Origin of the sequence: Streptomyces albus subsp. albus (assembly GCF_000719865.1) — a bacterium.
GTDB classification, from domain to species: Bacteria; Actinomycetota; Actinomycetes; order Streptomycetales; family Streptomycetaceae; genus Streptomyces; species Streptomyces albus_E.
In genome coordinates this window covers 26133-43361 of record NZ_JOID01000002.1, presented here as the reverse complement: position 1 = coordinate 43361, position 17229 = coordinate 26133, and the positions used below count along the sequence as shown (strand labels likewise).

Here is a 17229-nt window from a genome sequence, read left to right as displayed (position 1 = left end):
CCTTCAAGACGTCACGGATGAGAGCGCTCTCAAGAAGAGAACGCGTACATCTCTCGTACGTCCCTCCACCATGCCCACCGACATGGTTTTCCGTTGCACCAGTTCGGCAGGGGGACGATACGCAGGGACCAGGAGGATGTCATGCGCAGATCAGCCCACATCTCCCGGCGTACGGCAGCCATAGCGTCCACCGCCGCCCTTCTCACCGGTCTGTTGGCGGCTTGCGCCGACGACAGTGGCGGCAGTGGCCGGGGAGGCTCCGGGGAAAGCGCCGGCGGCAAGAAGACCGTCACCGTCGGCGTCTTCGGCGTCTTCGGCTTCAAGCAGGCCGGGCTCTACGACGAGTATCAGAAGTTGAACCCGGACGTCGTCATCAAGGAGACGTCCATCGAGCGGGCGGACCAGTACTACCCACAGCTCCTCACCCACCTCGGCACCGGCAGCGGGCTGCAGGACATCCAGGCGATCGAGGTCGGCAACATCGCCGAGACGGTCAACCGGCACGCCGGCAAGTTCGTCGACCTGGGCCGGGCCGAGGGCGTCGACAAGAAGAACTGGCTGGACTGGAAGTGGGACCAGGCCACCGCCGAGGACGGCCGGACCATCGGCCTCGGCACCGACATCGGCCCCATGGCCATCTGCTACCGCAAGGACCTCTTCGAGAAGGCCGGGCTGCCCACCGACCGCGAGAAGGTCGGCGCCCTCTGGGCCGGTGACTGGGAGAAGTACGTCGAGACCGGCGAGAAGTACATGAAGAAGGCGCCCTCCGGCACCGTCTACATGGACACCGCCACCGGCCTCTTCAACGCCTCGGTCTCCGGCCGCGTGGAGCGCTTCTACGACCGCGACGGCGAGCTGATCTACAAGAAGAGCCCGGCCGTCAAGGACTCCTGGAACCTGGCGATGCGCGCCGTAGAGGGGAAGATGACGGCCCGCCTCAAGCAGTTCGACAAGCCGTGGGACCAGGCGTACGCGAACGGCCGGTTCGCCACCGTCTCCTGCCCCGCCTGGATGCTCGGCTACATCAAGGAGAAGGCGGGGCCCAAGGCCGCCGACCAGTGGGACATCGCGCCGGCCCCGGGGCCCGCCAACTGGGGCGGTTCCTTCCTCTCCGTGCCGGAGGCGGCGAAGAACAAGGAGGAGGCGGTCAAGCTCGCCACCTGGCTGACGGCGCCCGAGCAGCAGGCCAAGCTCTTCCGGGAGCAGGCCTCCTTCCCCAGCTCGCCGACCACGTACGAGATGCCGGACGTCGCCGGCGCGGAGCACGCGTACTTCGGTGACGCGCCCATCGGCGAGATCTTCAGCAAGGCCGCGGAGGACATGCCCACCCTCGTCCTCGGCGAGAAGGATCTGGCGATCCAGACGGCGTTCACCGACGTCGGCGTCCTCCAGGTCGAGCAGCAGGGCAAGTCGCCCGAGGCGGGCTGGGACGCCGCGCTGAAGAACATCGACAACCTGCTGGACCGGTGAGCCGGTTGACTGCCGACTCCTCCGCGGCCGCGTCCCCCGGAACCCCCGCTTCCGGGGGACCGGGGGACGCGGCCCCCCGCACGATGTCCCGGGCGGCCGGCGGGACGGGACGGAAGTCCTCCGCGCAGGCCGCCAGAAAGCAGGACCCGAGGGCGGACGGGAGAACGGACCCGAAGGCCGCGCGGAAGGCGGACCGGCAGGCCGCGCGGCGCAGCCGGCGCTACCGCCGCGACGTCCGCTGGAGCCCCTACCTCTTCATCTCGCCCTTCTTCCTCTTCTTCACCGCCTTCGGGCTCTTCCCGCTGCTCTACACCGGCTGGGCCTCACTGCACCGGGTGTCGCTGCACGAACCGACCACCATGGAGTGGGCCGGGCTGCACAACTACACCCGGCTGCTGGAGGACGAGTTCTTCTGGAACGCCCTGCGGAACACCTTCACCATCGGTGTGATCTCCACCGTGCCGCAGCTCCTGATGGCCCTCGGCCTCGCCCACATCCTCAACTACCGGCTGCGTGGCGCGATGTTCTTCCGGGTCGCGATGCTCGCCCCGTACGCGACGTCCGTGGCGGCCGCCACGCTCGTCTTCGTGCTGCTGTTCGGGCGCGACTACGGAATGATCAACTGGGCGCTGGGCTTCCTCGGCATCGAGAACATCAACTGGCAGACCGGGCACTGGACCTCGCAGCTCGCCGTGGCCTCGATCGTCATCTGGCGGTGGACCGGCTACAACACCCTGATCTACCTGGCCGCCATGCAGGCCGTACCGCGCGATCTGTACGAGTCGGCGGCGCTGGACGGGGCCACGCGATGGCAGCAGTTCCGCCATGTGACCATCCCCTCGCTGCGGCCGACGATCCTCTTCACGGTCGTCGTCTCCACCATCGGGGCCACCCAGCTCTTCGGCGAGCCGCTGCTCTTCGGGGGTGCGGGCGGGCAGAAGGGCGGGCCGGACCACGCGTACCAGACCCTCGGGCTCTATATGTACGAGCAGGGCTGGTTCAACTTCCATCTCGGCCGGGCCTCGGCGATCGCCTGGGCGATGTTCCTGATCCTGCTGCTGATCGCCCTGGTCAACTGGCTGATCGCCCGACGGCTGAGGAGGAGCTGACGTGAAGACCCTCGTACCGGCCGGCACGGCCGACGGGACCGGAGGAGCCGGCGGGCGCGGCGGGAAGCCGCGCGGCGCGGCCGGGAGGGCCGGCCGGGCCGGCGGCCAGTCGTACGGCGGCCGGATCAGCTACGCCGTGCTCATCCTCTTCACCGCGGGCTCGCTCTTCCCGCTGGTGTGGACGGCCGTCGCCGCCTCCCGCGACAACACCCGGCTCTCGCAGACCCCGCCGCCCTTCTGGTTCGGCTCCGATCTGCTGCCCAATCTGCAGACCGCCTGGACCGACGCCCACATGGGGCTGGCGCTGCTCAACACGGCCGTGGTGGCCGGGACCATCACGGTGGGCACCGTCCTCTTCTGCACCATCGCCGGCTTCGCCTTCGCCAAGCTGCGGTTCCGCTTCCGCGAGGTGCTGCTGATGCTGGTGATCGGCACGATGATGATCCCGCCGCAGCTCAGTGTGGTGCCGCTGTTCATGACCATCGCCGAGCTGGAGTGGACCAACCAGCTCCAGTCCGTCGTCCTGCCGACGCTGGTCAGCGCCTTCGGGGTGTTCTTCATGCGCCAGTACCTCGTGGAGGCGCTGCCGAGCGAGATCATCGAGGCGGCGCGGGTGGACGGAGCGAGCAGTCTGCGGGTGGTGTGGCACGTGGTGTTCCCGGCGGCCCGGCCCGCGATGGCCGTCCTCGCCATGCTGACCTTCGTCCAGGCCTGGAACGACTTCTTCTGGCCGATCATCGCGCTCACCCAGGACAACCCCACGGTGCAGGTGGCGCTGACCGGACTGGGCCGCGGCTACATCCCCGACCAGTCGGTGATCATGGCGGGCGCGCTGCTGGGGACGCTGCCCCTGCTGCTGGCGTTCACCCTCTTCGGCAAGCAGATAGTCGGTGGCATCATGCAGGGCGCCGTCAAGGGCTGACCCCCCTTCCCGCCGCCCGGCCGCCCGGTGCCGGGCCGGACCCGGCCGGCGCGCGCCCGCCGCCCACCCCGCCCTTGTTCCCCCTGATCACACTGCTCCGCACCTCGCACTGCTCCGCCCGACGACTCTGATGGGAGCGCTTCCATGACCGATGTGCCCGACGTCCACGACGTCTCCGAGACCCCCCGGGTGCCGCCCTCCGGGGAGTTCCGCTTCCCGCCCGGCTTCCTCTGGGGCACCGCCACCGCCGCCTACCAGATCGAGGGCGCCGTCCGGGAGGACGGCCGCACCCCCTCCATCTGGGACACCTTCTCCCACACCCCCGGCCGGACCGCCGGCGGCGACACCGGGGACACCGCCACGGACCACTACCACCGGTGGCGTGAGGACGTGGCCCTGATGAAGGAGCTGGGTTACCGCTCCTACCGCTTCTCCGTCGCCTGGCCCCGGGTCCAGCCCACCGGCCGCGGCCCCGCCGTCCAGCGCGGTCTGGACTTCTACCGCGCCCTCGTGGACGAGCTGCTGGCGGCCGGCATCCAGCCGATGGCGACTCTCTACCACTGGGACCTGCCGCAGGAGCTGGAGGACGCGGGCGGCTGGCCCGAGCGCGACACCGCGTACCGCTACGCCGAGTACGCGCGGCTGGTCGGCGAGGCCCTCGGCGACCGCGTCGAGCTCTGGGCCACCCTCAACGAGCCCTGGTGCAGCGCCTTCCTGGGTTACGGCTCCGGGGTGCACGCCCCGGGGCGGACGGATCCGGCCGCCGCGCTGCGCGCCGCCCACCACCTCAACCTCGCCCACGGCCTGGGCGCCACGGCGCTGCGTTCCGTCCTGCCCGGCCAGGGGAAGATCACCGTCAGCCTCAACGCGGGCGTGGTGCGGCCGCTGACCGGATCCCCCGCCGACGCGGACGCCCAGCGGCGGATCGACGCCCTCGCGACCCGCGTCTTCAGCGACCCCATGCTGCACGGCAGCTACCCGGAGAGCCTGCTCGCGGACACAGCGGGGATCACCGACTGGTCCTTCGTCCGCGACGGTGACCTGGCCACCGCCAAACACCCGCTCGACGCGCTGGGCCTGAACTACTACGCGCCCACCGTGGTGTCGGCCGGCGACGGCGCGGACGGTCCGCGCCGGGACGGCCACGGGAAGAGCGACCACTCCCCCTGGATCGGCGCCGAGGACGTGGCCTTCCACCAGCCGCCCGGCGAACTCACCGCCATGGACTGGTCGGTGGACCCGACCGGCCTCCACGAACTCCTGATGCGCTTCACCCGCGAGGCACCCGGGCTGCCGCTGCTGGTCACCGAGAACGGCGCCGCGTACGAGGACCGGCCCGGCCCCGGCGGAAAGGTGCACGACCCGGAGCGGATCGCGTATCTGCACGGCCATCTCGCCGCCGTGCACCGGGCGATGACCGACGGGGCCGATGTGCGCGGCTACTTCCTCTGGTCGCTGCTGGATAACTTCGAGTGGTCGTTCGGCTATGCCAAGCGCTTCGGCCTGATCCGCGTCGACTACGACACCCTGGCCCGCGTGCCGAAGAGCAGCGCGCACTGGTACGCGCGGCTGTCCCGGACGAACGTCCTGCCGGACCCGGTGACCGACCCGGAACCGGACCCGGTGGCGGGCGCGGACAGCGGACCGGTTCCGGCCGCCTAGCCGGACCGGCGTCCGGCCCCTCCCGGGGAACGCGGGAGGGGCCGGACGCGGTCGCGCCCCGGCCGGGGTGGGGGCTGCCGGCCGGGGCGCACCTGTGGGGGGTGGCGGCTCACGGGCGGCGGGTTCCGGGCTCCGGCTCGTCCTGCCGTCAGGCCCCACACCGCCGCGCGCTGCTCTCCCGTCCCTGCCCCCGCTGCCACGCGGAGGCGGGTACGCGGAGTACGGTAGCCAACCGGATTCCGGCGAAAGCGCCTATTTCGCAGGGGAGTTCGGCATTTATCACTGCCTTAAGACGGGGATCGACCGCGCTTAACCCCGGCCCCGGAGAACGGTGCCGCGTCCGCCGGCGCGCCCGCGGTTTCCCCCGGGCCCCAAGCCTGCCGTCCGCCCGGCCGCGCCGACCCCGGCCGTCCGTCCCGAACCCCGCCCGGCACGCCCGGCGTACTCCGCCGCCTCACACCGGTGTGCCGGCGTCCCCCGTCGTCCGCCCCGGCCGTCCCCGCCGCCCCCACCGGCCGCGCCGCATCAGCCGGTCCACGCGGCGGCCGCCGGACCGCCGCCGCCCGCCGTCGAGGACGAGCCACATCCGCACCTCCGTGCCGCCGAGCACGGAGCGGCCGACGCGCACGTCACCGCCCGTGGACTCCGCGACCCGGCGCACGATGTCCAGCCCCAGCCCGGTCGAGCCGCGCCCGCCGCCGCCGTGTCCCCGGCGGAGCGCCGCCTCGGGGTCGTCGATGCCCGGTCCGGCGTCCGAGACCAGCACGATCACGGCGCCGTCGGCGTGGTGGACGTCCACCGCGAAGTCCGTGCCCTCGGGGGTGTGCCGGAAGACGTTGCCGAGCAGGGCGTCGACGGCCGCGGCCAGTTCGGGGCGGGCCACGGGCACCCGGGCGGCCCGCTCGACGCCGGCGAGCCCGGCGGTGCGGCCCTCGTCCTCGGCGAGCGCCGACCAGAAGGCCATCCGGTCCCGGATCACCTCGGAGGCGTCGCAGCCCGCGCCGCCGTCCGCCGCCCCGGGGCTCTCCGCGGGCCGTCCCGGCGGCCGCTGTTCGCGGGCGGTTCGGATGATCTGGTCGACCTCGGTCTCCAGCTGGGCCACGGCCGCCCGGGTCTGGTCGGCGGCGGGGCCGTCGCCGAGCGACGCCGCGTTGAGACGGAGCACGGTGAGGGGGGTGCGCAGCCGGTGCGAGAGGTCGGCGGCCAGCTCCCGCTCGCCCGCGAGCAGCCGGACGACCTCGTCGGCCATGGAGTTGAACGCGGTCGCCGCGGCGCGGAGTTCGGCCGGTCCGGCGACAGGGACGCGGGTGGCGAGGTGTCCGGAGCCGAGCTCCTGCGCGGCTCCGGCGAGTTGCTCGGCCGGGCGGACCATCCGGGTGCCGAGCCGGTCCGCGACCGCCACCGAGCCGAGGATCAGCGTCAGCCCGACCCCGCCCAGCACCAGCCAGGCGGTGCGCACCCCGGCCGTGACCTCCGCGTCGGGCACGAACACCTCGACGACGGCCGTCTTCCCGGCGCCGACGGCGGTCGGCTGGAGCAGCGCGAAGCCGCCCGGCACGGCGGTGACGGAGCCCCGGCCGCGCCGGGTCGCCGCGGCCAGGTCGGCACCGGAGGCGCGGCTCCGGCCGATCTCCACGGCTCCGGCCGCGGCCCCGGCTTCGGCTGGGGCTTCGGGTAGGGCTGCGGCTTCGGGTGCGGCCCGGGCCTCCCTGTCCCCGGACCCGGATCCGCCGCCGTCCCCCGGCGCGTCTCCGGCTGCGCCTTCCGCCTCGTCCGCCGCCTCCTCTCCCGTCCCGCCCCCGGTGGCCGGCACATGGACGGCGATCCGGCCGTCCGCGCCCGACTCCGTGCTGGCGACGGCCCGTTCCAGCTCCGCGCGGTCGGTGGTGATGGCCAGGGCCGGACCGATGGCGGCGGCCTGCCGCTCGGCGTTCGCGAAGGCCCGGTCCCGCGCCATCTCCCCCACCACGAGACCGAGCGGCACGGCGAAGGCGACCACGACCATGGCGGTGACCGCCAGACAGATCTTGACCAGCGCCCATCTCATACCGGCCACCCCACAGCCACCCGCCCGCCGGCCGCCGCTCCCGCCGCGCAGCTCACCGCCAGGCCCGCACGCGCGGTTCCCGCCCGGCCGCTCACCGGGGCGGCTCCAGCTTGACGCCGACCCCGCGCAGCGTGTGCAGATAGCGGGGCGCGGCCGCCGTCTCCCCCAACTTGCGCCGCAGCCAGGAGAGATGGACGTCGATGGTCTGGTCGTCGCCGTAGGACTGCTGCCACACCTCGGCCAGCAGCTCCCGCCGGGGCACCACCACCCCGGGCCGCCCGGCGAGGAAGGCCAGCAGATCGAACTCGCGCCGCGTCAGATCGAGCGGGACCCCGTCCAGTTCGGCCTGGCGGCGCAGCGGATCGACGAGCAGCCCGCCGACGCGCAGCACGCGCGCGTGCGGTTCACCACCGGCCGCCCGCGAGCGGCGCAGCACGGCCGCCATCCGGGCGGACAGGTGCTCGACGGAGAACGGCTTGGTCAGATAGTCGTCGGCGCCGTCGTTGAGGAGCCGGACGATCTCCGTCTCGTCGTCCCGCGCGGTGGCGATGATGACGGGCACGTCGGTGATGCCGCGCAGCATCTTCAGGGCCTCGGCCCCGTCGAGGTCGGGCAGCCCCAGATCGAGGATGACGACGTCGAAGCCGATCTGGGCCACCTCGCGGAGCGCCTCCAGGGCGGTGCCGACGCTGCGTACGCTGTGCGAGGCGTCGGAGAGGTGCCGGATGAGGGCGGAGCGTACGAACTGGTCGTCCTCGACCACGAGCACACGTGCCATGGGCGGCACCGTACGCCATGCGGAGCCGGCCGTCCCACGGCGGTGCGGCCGGGAGTACGGCGGGAGTGCGGCGGAAGTGCGGTGGGAGTGCGGCCGGGGGCCGGATCGTCAACGTCGCGCCGGCTGAGGGAGGATGCAGGCGATGCTACGAGGACTGGCACAGGGCGCGGCCTGGCTCCTGGCGACGGGGGCCGCCACCACCCTGTCCTGGTGGGGCGTCCACACCGCGCTCACCGGCACGGCCTACGACCGCCCGCGCGCCCTGCCGGTCGGTGCCGGCGCGGTGGCGGGCGGGGACGCCGGAGCGAGGGGCGGCGCGGAGAACGGCGCCTCCGCGAGCCCCGGTTCCGAGCCGCCGGCCTCCGCCGATACCTCTCCGCCGGAGCGGCCGGAGGGGCCTGATCGGTCGCCCGAGCCGTCCGGCAGCGGGCGGAAGCCCGGGGGCGGAGGGCCCTCGCAGCCGGCGAAGCCGTCGACGCCCCCCTCCTCGCCCGCCTCCGACGGCGAGGTCAAGAGCTATCCCGTGGCGGGCGGACGTGTCGTCTTCGACCTCGGTGAGCGTTCGGCGAGCCTGGTGTCGGCGACCCCGGACGCGGGCTGGGAGATGCAGGTGTGGGAGCAGACCGAGTGGATCCGGGTGAACTTCACCTCGGGCGCGCGGACGACCTCCGTGTTCTGCACCTGGAACGGCCACCCGCCGAAGGTGCAGGTCGTGGAGGGCTGAACGAGCCGTCTGCGCCGAGCTGTTCACCGGCATCCGCGCGACCGGCGGGCCCTCTCGGCCGCCGCCGGCAGTGGCGACAGCACCGGCCACGACCCGGCGACCGGTGCGGAGTTCCGGGCCCGGCGGCCATGCACCATGAACCGTCAGCCGTCAGCCGTCAGCCGAAGGTGTCCGGCGGAGGGGCCGGTGAGGGCTGTGCCGCCGCGTCCGTGACGGGGGCCGCGCCCCCGGTGAAGTCGTCCAGGGCGCGCCCGTGTTCGACCCGTCCGGGGTGCGGGTCGCCGGCCACCCGGCGGGTGAACTCCGCGACGGGCAGCGGCCCGTCCGCGGCCAGCAGCACGGCGTTGCCGAACCGTCTGCCGCGCAGCACGGCCGGGTCGGCGGCCAGGCACAGCTCGGGGAAGACCGCGCGGACGGTGGCGATCCGCGCCCGCAGATGCGCGAGGGGCGGGCCGTCGGTGACGTTCACGGCGTACCAGCCGCCGGGACGCAGCACGCGCCGCACCTCGGCGGTGAACTCCGTGCTGGTGAGGTGCGCGGGGGTGCGGGCGCCGCCGAACACGTCGGCGATGACGAGATCGGCCCAGCCCTCGGGGATCCTCGCCAGCCCCGCGCGGGCGTCGCCGGTGCGCACCCGGATCCGCCAGCCGCTGTCCAGGGGCAGCTCGCGCCGCACGAACGCGATGAGCCCGGCGTCGAGTTCGACGATCTGCTGGGTGGAGCGGGGGCGGGTCGCCGCCACATAGCGGGCGAGGGTGAAGGCGCCGCCGCCGAGGTGCAGGACGTGCAGCGGGCGGCCGGGCGGCGCGGCCAGGTCGGCGATGTGGCCGAGGCGGCGCTGGTAGGCGAAGTCGAGGTGGGCCGGATCGTCGAGGTCCACATGGGACTGCGGCGCTCCGTCGACGGTGAGCGTCCAGGCCCGGGGCCGTTCGCGGTCCGGGATGAGCTCGGCGAGGCCGCCGTCCACCCGTTCGCCCAGGGGCTCGGCCGCCCGCGACCGCCCGCGCCCGCCGTCCGTACGGGCCTTGGCCCTGCCTTTCGCCATGGGGCCAGTATCCGTCGGCGGGGGCGCCGGAGCAGCGGCCGGGGTCCCGGCCGAGCGCGCCCGGCACGGCCCGTCCGCCTCAGCGGCAGCGGTCGACGGCCTCGATCAGCCGGCCGGCCTCGCCCAGCGCCGCCCGCAGCGCGGCCGGGTCGGTGACGTCGGCGGCCGCCTCGGGCGGCACCAGCCAGCCCGTACCGGCCACGGGCGGGGCGTCGGAACCCGTGGCCGGCCGGGAGTCGGGGGCGGGGGTGCGGATGCAGGCGCTGCCCGGGAGGTCCCAGCGCTCGGCGGTGCCCGCCGGGACGAGGAAGCCGATGGTGTCGCAGCCGCCGTCGTGCAGGACGGGCCCGACGCCGCCGGTACCGGCCCCGCCGGTGCCGCCGGTACCGCCCGGCCGCCGGTCCGCGCCGCCGCGGCGCAGGATGTCCACCGCCTCCAGCCCCTGCCGGGCCGGCACGGTGACGAGATCGCAGCGGCCGAAGCCGTGTGCGGAAGCGTTTCCGTAACCGCGCTGTCCGCGCTCCGCGGCGGCGCCCCGGTCCGCTCCGCGGCCGTATCCGGCCGCCGCCCTTGAACCACTGGTGTCCACGCCGGACTTCAACAAGAGAAACCCTCCTTTGAAGGGAGCCGAACGCTCCGTGTCCACCGGGAACAACGACCGGGGGATGTCAACGGCAACGGCGGCACACCGCTGGAAAGGATGGCGGTTCATGGCGGATCGTGGGCGGGATATCCGTTTTGTCATCAAACCGCGTGTAACAACTCCGCTACAAGGAGTACGGTCTGCTGCCATCGGCGGCGGTGCCGGCACCCGCCCGCCGCCCGCAGGCCCCGCCCCGACCGGGGCACAGCACCGCGCACCGCCAGGGAGGGCTCGCCATGGCGTCATCGTCGTCGTCCTCCGGAAACCGGCCCCCGCCGCGGCCGAACACCGCGTTCCGCGAGCTGCGCGGTTCCCGCTCCCCGGGCGAGTTCGCCGCCGCGGTGCGCCGCGCCGCACGCGAGATCGGCGAACAGGTCTCGTGTGACGCGCGCTACATCGGGCGGGTCGAATCCGGTGAGATCCGCTGCCCCAACTACGCGTATGAACGGGTGTTCCGGCACATGTTCCCGGGGCACACGCTCCAGGACATGGGATTCCAGGCCCGGGAGTCGGTGCGCGGCCGCGGGTCGCGCGCCCTCCCCGGACGGTCTCCGGGCCCTCCGCCGGGCGCGTTCCCGGGCCCGCCCCGGGTTCCGCCCGCGGGCGGCCTCCAGGACCGGTCCGCGGGCCTGCTCGCGGACCTGCTCGCGGGCCCGCCGGAACCGCTCGCGGACGCGGCCGGAATCCCCCGTCCATCAGCCGACACCCCCGAGGAGAGCGACGTGCTGCGTCGCGCGTTCATGACCGGCGGAACCGCCGCCGTGGCGACCGCCGCCCTGGGACCGGCGTCCGCCGCCTCCCCCCGCCTCCGCGCCGGTTCCGCCGACGCCGAGGCCGTCGAGGAATCGGTCCGCCTGATCCGCGTGCTGGACGACCGGCAGGGCGGGGACGGCCTCTACCGGCGGTCCACCCGGCCCCTGCGCGAGGCCTACGCCCTGCTCGACGCGGGCGCCCCCCGCCAGCCGGTCCGCGACCGGCTGTACGTGGGCGCCGGTGAACTCGCCCTCTCCGTGGGCTGGTTGGCCCACGACTCCGGACGGCTCGACGACGCCCGTTCCCACTACGCCGAGGCGCTCGCCACCGCGCGGGTCTCCGGCGACCCCGGCCTGGAGGCGCACGCCTTCTGCAACACCGCGTTCCTCGCCCGGGACGCGGGCCGGCCCCGGGAAGCCGTCCGGGCCGCCCAGGCCGCGCAGCAGGCCGCCCGTCAACTCCCCTCCCACCGGCTGCTGTCGCTGCTGGCCCTCCGCGAGGCCGGGGGCTGGGCCGGGCTCGGCGACCGCGCCGCCTGCGAACAGGCGCTGCTGCGCGCCCGGATCCTGTTCGCCCGCGGCCCCTCGGACGCCGATCCGGAATGGATGTCCTTCTTCGGCGAGGCGGAGCTGGAGGGACTGGAGTCGCAGTGCTGGTCGGCCCTGGGCGACTGGCCGCGCGCCGCCCGGCACGCGCGGCGCGCGGTACGGCTCCAGCAACCCCACTTCGTGCGCAACCGGGCGCTGTTCACCGCTCAGCTCGCCGGCGACCTGACACGCGGCGGGGAGATCGAGGAGGCGGCGGCGGCCGGGCGGGAGGTGATCGCCCTGCTGGAGCAGGTGCGGTCCACCCGGATCCGGGCCATGCTCGACCGGACGGCGCGCGAACTGCTGCCGTACCGGCGGTCGGCGCCGGTGGCCGACTTCCTCGCCCTGCACGGCTGACGGCCCGGCCGGCGGCCCGAAAATCGCTGGCGCCCGGGTGTGTGCGATGCGGTACGTTCCTACCCGTTCGAAGGGGGGGACGCAGTGGCGAAGCTCAATCAGATCATCGCTGTCGAGAAGAGCGTCAAGAGCAAGTCGTACCAGGACGTCACCGCGGCGCACCACAAGCTGCAGAAGCCCGCGCTGCTGGCCGGCATCTCGCGTACGTACCAGCCGAAGGACGAGGAGGGCGAGGTCCTGCCGCCCGAGTCCACCCGGGTGCAGATCAAGGCCGAGGACGTGCTGCGCGACATGTCCGCCTCGCTCACGCGCCTGTTCGACGTGACCGCCACCAAGGACTGGGCCAACTGCACCGCCCGCGCCGACGTCACCGTCGACGGGCGGACGGTCCTTTCCCAAGTTCCGGTCAGCTACCTGCTGTTCCTGGAGAAGCAGCTCACGGATCTGCACACCTTCGTCAAGAAGCTTCCCGTCCTGGACGCCGCCGAGTCCTGGTCGCTCGACCCCTCCACGGACTGGTGGAAGACGGACGCGGTCCGCACGATCCGGACGAAGAAGGTGCCGCGGAACCACGTCAAGGCCGAGGCCACCGAGAAGCACCCGGCGCAGGTCGAGGTGTACTACGAGGACGTGCCCGTCGGGTACTGGACGACGGTGAAGTTCTCCGGGGCGCTGCCGGCCCGGCGGGTGAACGAGGTGCTGGAGCGGGTCGAGAGGCTCCAGCAGGCGGTGAAGTTCGCCCGTGAGGAGGCCAACGGCGCCGAGGTCACCGACCAGCGTGTCGGGGACGCGGTGTTCGGCTACCTGTTCGGCTGACGCCGGGCGCGGGTAGCATCCACGATCGCCCCCGCGTGCGAGCGCGGGGGTGCGCGACCAGGCGTGGGCCGGGTGAGGACCGGTCCGCGCGCGGAGCGCAAGCTGAAACTGAAGTTCAGCCTGAAGAAGCGGTGTCAGTGAAGGTTCGAGTCCTTCCCCCCGGCACAACGTCCCCATGGGGACCACGGGCCGGGGTGGCCCAACCGGCAGAGGCAGCCGCGCTCAATCTCAGACTCTCGCTCCAGCTTCAGCATCGCCACCGATCGCCGGATCGACCGAGAACGGGCACACGCCGTCGGATGCGAGTTCAACTCTCGCCTGCACCTCTCGCGGTGCGGTAGTTCAAAGGCAGAACACGACGGCTTCATGACTGACCCGTCCTCTTAAACGCCATCGGCGTGCGCAATTGGGTGGCATCCCCAGGGGCCCGGGAGCTGGATACGACTCCCGGGCTCCGCCACGTTCACGGGACGCCGGACCGGACCGGGCACGGAACGCACGGCACCGGCCGGACACCGGAGACAGGCCCGGTGCGGGGCCCGGACCGGCACGAGGCACAGCCCCCGGGTACGGCCCCGGCGGCGCGGTCGTCCCGCGCCCGGCCGGACCCACCCCGCGGCGGCGACCGCCGCACCGGGCGCGGGGGTCCGCCGCGGCTGTCGGTGGGGGATGCGAGACTTCGGCGGATGAACGGTTCCCTCCACAACCGCGAGCACGGCCGCGAGGCGACGGCCGGCCCGGCGGCCGGCCCGGCGCCGTCGCCGCAGGCCGCGCACCGACCGGTGGCGCCGCTCCGGCAGCGGCTCGCCGAGTTGCGCGGACGGGACGCCACGCCCCGTCCGCTGGACGCCCGCGCCCTGGCCGCGCTGGCCGCCAACCCCGGCTGCCGCCGGCGGGCGCTGCTCGACGGGGCCGGGGTCGACAAGTCGGCTCTCGCCAGAGCCCTCGGGTCCCCGGCGGGCTTCGGCCGCTCGGAGTTCGCCTTCGTCCGGGGCAACGTCTTCGAAGCGCGGGTCCGGGCCGACGGCGGCGCGGAGCTGATCCGGCTGCTGCGCGAACGGTTCGGTGGCGCGGAGCCCGCGCCGGAGCCGGGCGAGGTGAGCGTGCCCGACCTCTCCGCGCCCGGCCCGGAGGGCCGCACGGCGCGCACCCGGCTCGCGCTGGCGGAGGCCTTCGCCGCCGGGGGCTGGACGCTGCTGTTCCACCCGATGGTGCGGCTCGACGTCGCCGGTTCGCCGGCCATGCTGGAGCCCGACGCTGTCGCCGTGCATCCGGACGGGAGCTGCACGGTCGTGGAGGTCAAGTCCTTCCCCGTCGTGGACGGTTCGGCGGACGCCGCGAAGGTCGGCGCGGCGGCCCGGCAGGCGGCGGTGTACGTCCTGGCGCTGCGCGGGCTGGCGGAGGAGATCGACCGGCGGCCGGGCCCCGGCGGCGCGGCCGCGCTGCCCGCGCAGGCGCGGGCCCGGTCGGCGGACGCGGCGCACGGGCAGCGGCCCGGAGACGTGCCCGCCGACGGCCCCGGGACCGGGGAAAGGCCGGACAGCGGCCCGCGCGGAACCGGGAACGGACCGGACACCGGACCACGCGGAGCCGGGAACGAGCCGGGCACCGGACCACACGGGACCGGGAACGAGCCGGGCACCGGACCACACGGGACCGGGCCGGACGCCGGGCCGGACGGCGCCAAGAACGGACCCGACGCCGGGCCGCGCGGAACCGGGAACGGAGCGGACGCCCGACCGCACGGCACCGGGCGCGCACCGGACGCCCGACCGCACGAAGCCGAGACCGGACCGCACGGAACCGGGACCGGGCCGGAGGCCGGACCGCTCGGTGCCGGGCGGGTGCGGTCCACGATCCTGCTGGTCTGCCCCAAGGACTTCTCCAACCTCCCCACGGCCGAGCCCGTCGACGTGCGCAAGCAACTCGCTGTAACCCGTCGCCAGTTGGACCGGCTGACCCGCATCGAGGACATCGCGGCCGCGCTGCCCGAGGGCACGACGTTCGATCTGCGGCTCGCGGACGACGACCGGACGCCGACCCGGCCGGCGGAGGAACTGACGGCCGCCGTCGACGCGGTGCCCGCCGCCTACGCCCCGGAGTGCCTGGCCGCCTGCGAGCTGGCCTTCCACTGCCGGGCCCGGTCCCGCGAGACCGGTGCCGTGGAGGCGCTGGGGCGCGGTGTGCGGGGCGAGCTGGGCGGGCTGACCACCGTGGAGAGCGTGCTGGCGGCGGCCCACGGCGAGCGCGGCGATCCGGCCGACCCGGCCGTGGCAGCGCTCCGCCGGGCGGCGGCCCTGCGCGCGGAGGCCCTGGCCGCCGCGGGGAGCACCGCGGAGGCCCCGGCCGCCGCGGGGAGCACCGCGCGGGGTACGGAGCGGAGTACGGAACTCCCCGCCGCCGGGCGCCGGAAGGAGGACCCCGCATGTCGCTGATCACCACCCTCGCGCGGATGGAGGCCGTGGCCGCCGGGCGGGCCCGGCCGGGGGCCACGGTGCGGCACCGCCACCTCTCGGACCGGCCGATGGCCTTCGTCCCGCTGACCACGGCCGGTGAGGCGGGTGCCCCGCTCGGCGCCCTGGTCGGCAGCGACCGCGCGGCGCCCCGGCTGCTCGTCGTGCCCCAGCCGCGCGACCGCGATCTGCGGTCGGCCTTCCTGGCGGAGCTTGCCGAGGCGCTGCTGCCGTACATCGACGCCTACGCGGACGGCGTCGAACTGGAGGAGCGCAAGGAGACCGACCCCGAGTCCGGCAAGAAGGTGCCAGTGCAGGTCGAACTCTGCGCGGACGCGCCGCAGTTGCTGGTGCCGAGCGCGGCCGGTGTCTCGTTCGTCCGGCTGCTGGGCCGCTCGATGCGCTTCCGGCGCACCGCCGAGCAGGATCCGGAGGCGCCTCATCCGGCGCCGCCCCGGGTGCCGCTGCTCGGACGCTGGCTGACGCACTACGGCGAACGGTCCCGGGTGCCGGGCTCTTCCCTGCTGCTGCCGATGACGGGGCTGCTGTCTCGGCACTGGACGACGGGCCAGAGCGGCGCCGAGGACCAGCATCTGGGCGCGCTGCTCGGCTGGATCGACCCCCCGGAAGGGCTGACCGGCGCCGAAGCGGCGCTCCGCGCGGAGGTGGAGCGCGACGGGGACGGCCTGCTGCTGTGCCCGCCCGCCGGTCCGGCGACCGACCCCGCGTTCGACAACAAGCGGCTGGCACCGGCGATGGGCCGCTACGACCGGGCGCGGTCGGAGGCGGCGGCCGCCGCGGAGGCGGGGGCTCCCCGCCGGCTGCGCGATGCGCGGCGGGACGTGACGGCGGCCGAGGAGGAGATCCGCGCCCTGGTCGAGAGCCAGTTGCGGCCCACCTGGGACGCCCTGTGGCGCGGGGTCGATCTGCTGCGGGAGCTGCCGCCGGGCGGCCGGGTCGCGGACCGCTGGAAGCGGGACCGCTGGTCGTACACGGCGCACCGCGACCGCGTCCGGGCCGGCGAGCCGCCGCAGCCCAAGCGGGACGACGCGGTGACGGCCGCGCAGAAGCTCGCCACGCGCGAGACGGCGCAGGCCCAGCTCGACGCGCAGGAGGCGCTGGACGATCCGCTGGTGATGGCGGCCCGGCGGCTGGCCGGCGAGGCCTTCGCGGGCGAGGTCGCGGCGGTGGAGATGGCGTACTCGGAGGGGCGGCGGCCGATGCCGCGTCCCCTCGTCACGGTCCGGACGGACGACCTGCCGCATCTGGCCGAGCGGACGAAGGTGTACCGGGCGCTGCCTGACGGCAGGAGCCAGCCCGGGGAGTTCGTGGAGCGGCGGCCGGAGGGCGTCGTCGTCCGGCTGACGGGCGGCATGGGCCGCGGCAAGGTGCCGGACGAGGGCTCGGTGCCGGAGCCGGGCGACCGCGTGTGCTGGACGCTGTTCGAACACGCTCCCCGGGGCGGGCCGGACCTGCCCGATCCGGAACGGACCCCGTGGACCCACGGCGGCCCACCGGTCGTCCCGGACGCCGGCGGTCCGGCACCGGCCGGTCCCGCCAACCCGGCTGGCGCGTCCGGCCTCGCCGCCCTCGCCGGGCGTCCCGCCGTTCTCGACACCAGCCCGGATCCGACGACCCCGGAGGACTTCCTGTGATCCTCGTGTCCCCGCCTCCTCCCCTCGGCGGGACCGGAAGCCGGACCCCGGCCGCGGAGCGCGAGGGCGCGCCGACCCCGGGCGGAGCAACCGCTCCCGCTCCCGCCGGGGCCGGCCGTGCTCCGGCCCGCCGCCCCCGCCCGGCAGGTTCGTACGCCGGTCCCGAGCGGCCCCTCCGCACCCGCGGGGACTCCCGCACTCCGCCCCT

At 74.6% G+C, this 17229-nt stretch carries 13 protein-coding genes; 9 read left to right on the top strand and 4 right to left on the bottom strand.

Translation table 11 applies throughout. The features are described from left to right. Window positions 1-141 precede the first annotated feature (141 nt). The 4 genes from IF83_RS0102530 (at window position 142) to IF83_RS0102515 (ending at window position 5163) form a co-directional block, all read left to right on the top strand. Window positions 142-1470 carry an ABC transporter substrate-binding protein gene (locus IF83_RS0102530; protein ID WP_030542344.1) on the top strand — a complete coding sequence of 443 codons (1329 nt, stop codon included), beginning with the start codon at window positions 142-144 and terminating at the stop codon, window positions 1468-1470. A gap of 5 nt (window positions 1471-1475) precedes the next feature. After that, a complete protein-coding gene (locus IF83_RS0102525; RefSeq protein WP_030542343.1) occupies window positions 1476-2579 on the top strand; it encodes a carbohydrate ABC transporter permease in 1104 nt (367 codons plus the stop codon). A 124-nt stretch (window positions 2580-2703) separates the two neighbouring features. Then, window positions 2704-3501 (top strand): carbohydrate ABC transporter permease, encoded by a 798-nt coding sequence (locus IF83_RS0102520; RefSeq protein WP_051722414.1) that lies wholly within the window; start codon window positions 2704-2706, stop codon window positions 3499-3501. 144 nt (window positions 3502-3645) lie between these two features. Further along, a complete protein-coding gene (locus tag IF83_RS0102515; protein ID WP_078843095.1) occupies window positions 3646-5163 on the top strand; it encodes a GH1 family beta-glucosidase in 1518 nt (505 codons plus the stop codon). A 454-nt stretch (window positions 5164-5617) separates the two neighbouring features. Here the strand turns inward: IF83_RS0102515 and IF83_RS0102510 are convergent, their stop codons facing one another. Together IF83_RS0102510 and IF83_RS0102505 are read right to left on the bottom strand one after the other, a co-directional pair. Further along, window positions 5618-7210, bottom strand: a complete 1593-nt coding sequence (locus IF83_RS0102510) for a sensor histidine kinase (RefSeq protein WP_030542340.1) — start codon at window positions 7208-7210, stop codon at window positions 5618-5620. A 91-nt stretch (window positions 7211-7301) separates the two neighbouring features. Next, on the bottom strand, window positions 7302-7988 hold the full coding sequence (locus tag IF83_RS0102505) for a response regulator transcription factor (RefSeq protein ID WP_030542339.1): 687 nt from the start codon (window positions 7986-7988) through the stop codon (window positions 7302-7304). Window positions 7989-8121: 133 nt separating this feature from the next. Here IF83_RS0102505 and IF83_RS0102500 point away from each other — a divergent pair, with 133 nt between their 5' ends. Next, window positions 8122-8712 carry a hypothetical protein gene (locus IF83_RS0102500; RefSeq protein ID WP_107046685.1) on the top strand — a complete coding sequence of 197 codons (591 nt, stop codon included), beginning with the start codon at window positions 8122-8124 and terminating at the stop codon, window positions 8710-8712. A gap of 157 nt (window positions 8713-8869) precedes the next feature. On the opposite strand, the gene IF83_RS0102495 is transcribed toward IF83_RS0102500, so the two are convergent. Beyond that, window positions 8870-9757 carry a spermidine synthase gene (locus IF83_RS0102495; RefSeq protein ID WP_030542337.1) on the bottom strand — a complete coding sequence of 296 codons (888 nt, stop codon included), beginning with the start codon at window positions 9755-9757 and terminating at the stop codon, window positions 8870-8872. A 79-nt stretch (window positions 9758-9836) separates the two neighbouring features. Continuing rightward, window positions 9837-10358: a hypothetical protein gene (locus IF83_RS0102490; protein WP_030542336.1), complete on the bottom strand. Its 522-nt coding sequence runs from the start codon at window positions 10356-10358 to the stop codon at window positions 9837-9839. 278 nt (window positions 10359-10636) lie between these two features. Between IF83_RS0102490 and IF83_RS0102485 the strand changes: the two genes are divergently transcribed. The 4 genes from IF83_RS0102485 (at window position 10637) to IF83_RS0102465 (ending at window position 17021) form a co-directional block, all read left to right on the top strand. Next, a complete protein-coding gene (locus IF83_RS0102485; RefSeq protein ID WP_030542335.1) occupies window positions 10637-12097 on the top strand; it encodes a hypothetical protein in 1461 nt (486 codons plus the stop codon). An 84-nt stretch (window positions 12098-12181) separates the two neighbouring features. Continuing rightward, window positions 12182-12913 carry a DUF7873 family protein gene (locus IF83_RS0102480; protein ID WP_030542334.1) on the top strand — a complete coding sequence of 244 codons (732 nt, stop codon included), beginning with the start codon at window positions 12182-12184 and terminating at the stop codon, window positions 12911-12913. A 686-nt stretch (window positions 12914-13599) separates the two neighbouring features. Further along, a complete protein-coding gene (locus IF83_RS34495) occupies window positions 13600-15348 on the top strand; it encodes a hypothetical protein (protein WP_244176781.1) in 1749 nt (582 codons plus the stop codon). Continuing rightward, on the top strand, window positions 15339-17021 hold the full coding sequence (locus tag IF83_RS0102465) for a hypothetical protein (RefSeq protein ID WP_078843127.1): 1683 nt from the start codon (window positions 15339-15341) through the stop codon (window positions 17019-17021). Before IF83_RS34495 ends, IF83_RS0102465 begins: the two co-directional genes overlap by 10 nt. The last annotated feature ends 208 nt before the right edge of the window (window positions 17022-17229 follow it).

Bases quoted from the DNA above. Each gene is read 5' to 3' on its own strand.
- IF83_RS0102495 (WP_030542337.1), bottom strand. From the start codon at position 9,757: ATGGCGAAAGGCAGGGCCAAGGCCCGTACGGACGGCGGGCGCGGGCGG.
- IF83_RS0102500 (WP_107046685.1), top strand. From the start codon at position 8,122: ATGCAGGCGATGCTACGAGGACTGGCACAGGGCGCGGCCTGGCTCCTG.
- IF83_RS0102465 (WP_078843127.1), top strand. From the start codon at position 15,339: ATGTCGCTGATCACCACCCTCGCGCGGATGGAGGCCGTGGCCGCCGGG.
- IF83_RS0102505 (WP_030542339.1), bottom strand. From the start codon at position 7,988: ATGGCACGTGTGCTCGTGGTCGAGGACGACCAGTTCGTACGCTCCGCC.
- IF83_RS0102510 (WP_030542340.1), bottom strand. From the start codon at position 7,210: ATGAGATGGGCGCTGGTCAAGATCTGTCTGGCGGTCACCGCCATGGTC.
- IF83_RS34495 (WP_244176781.1), top strand. From the start codon at position 13,600: ATGAACGGTTCCCTCCACAACCGCGAGCACGGCCGCGAGGCGACGGCC.
- IF83_RS0102485 (WP_030542335.1), top strand. From the start codon at position 10,637: ATGGCGTCATCGTCGTCGTCCTCCGGAAACCGGCCCCCGCCGCGGCCG.
- IF83_RS0102515 (WP_078843095.1), top strand. From the start codon at position 3,646: ATGACCGATGTGCCCGACGTCCACGACGTCTCCGAGACCCCCCGGGTG.
- IF83_RS0102530 (WP_030542344.1), top strand. From the start codon at position 142: ATGCGCAGATCAGCCCACATCTCCCGGCGTACGGCAGCCATAGCGTCC.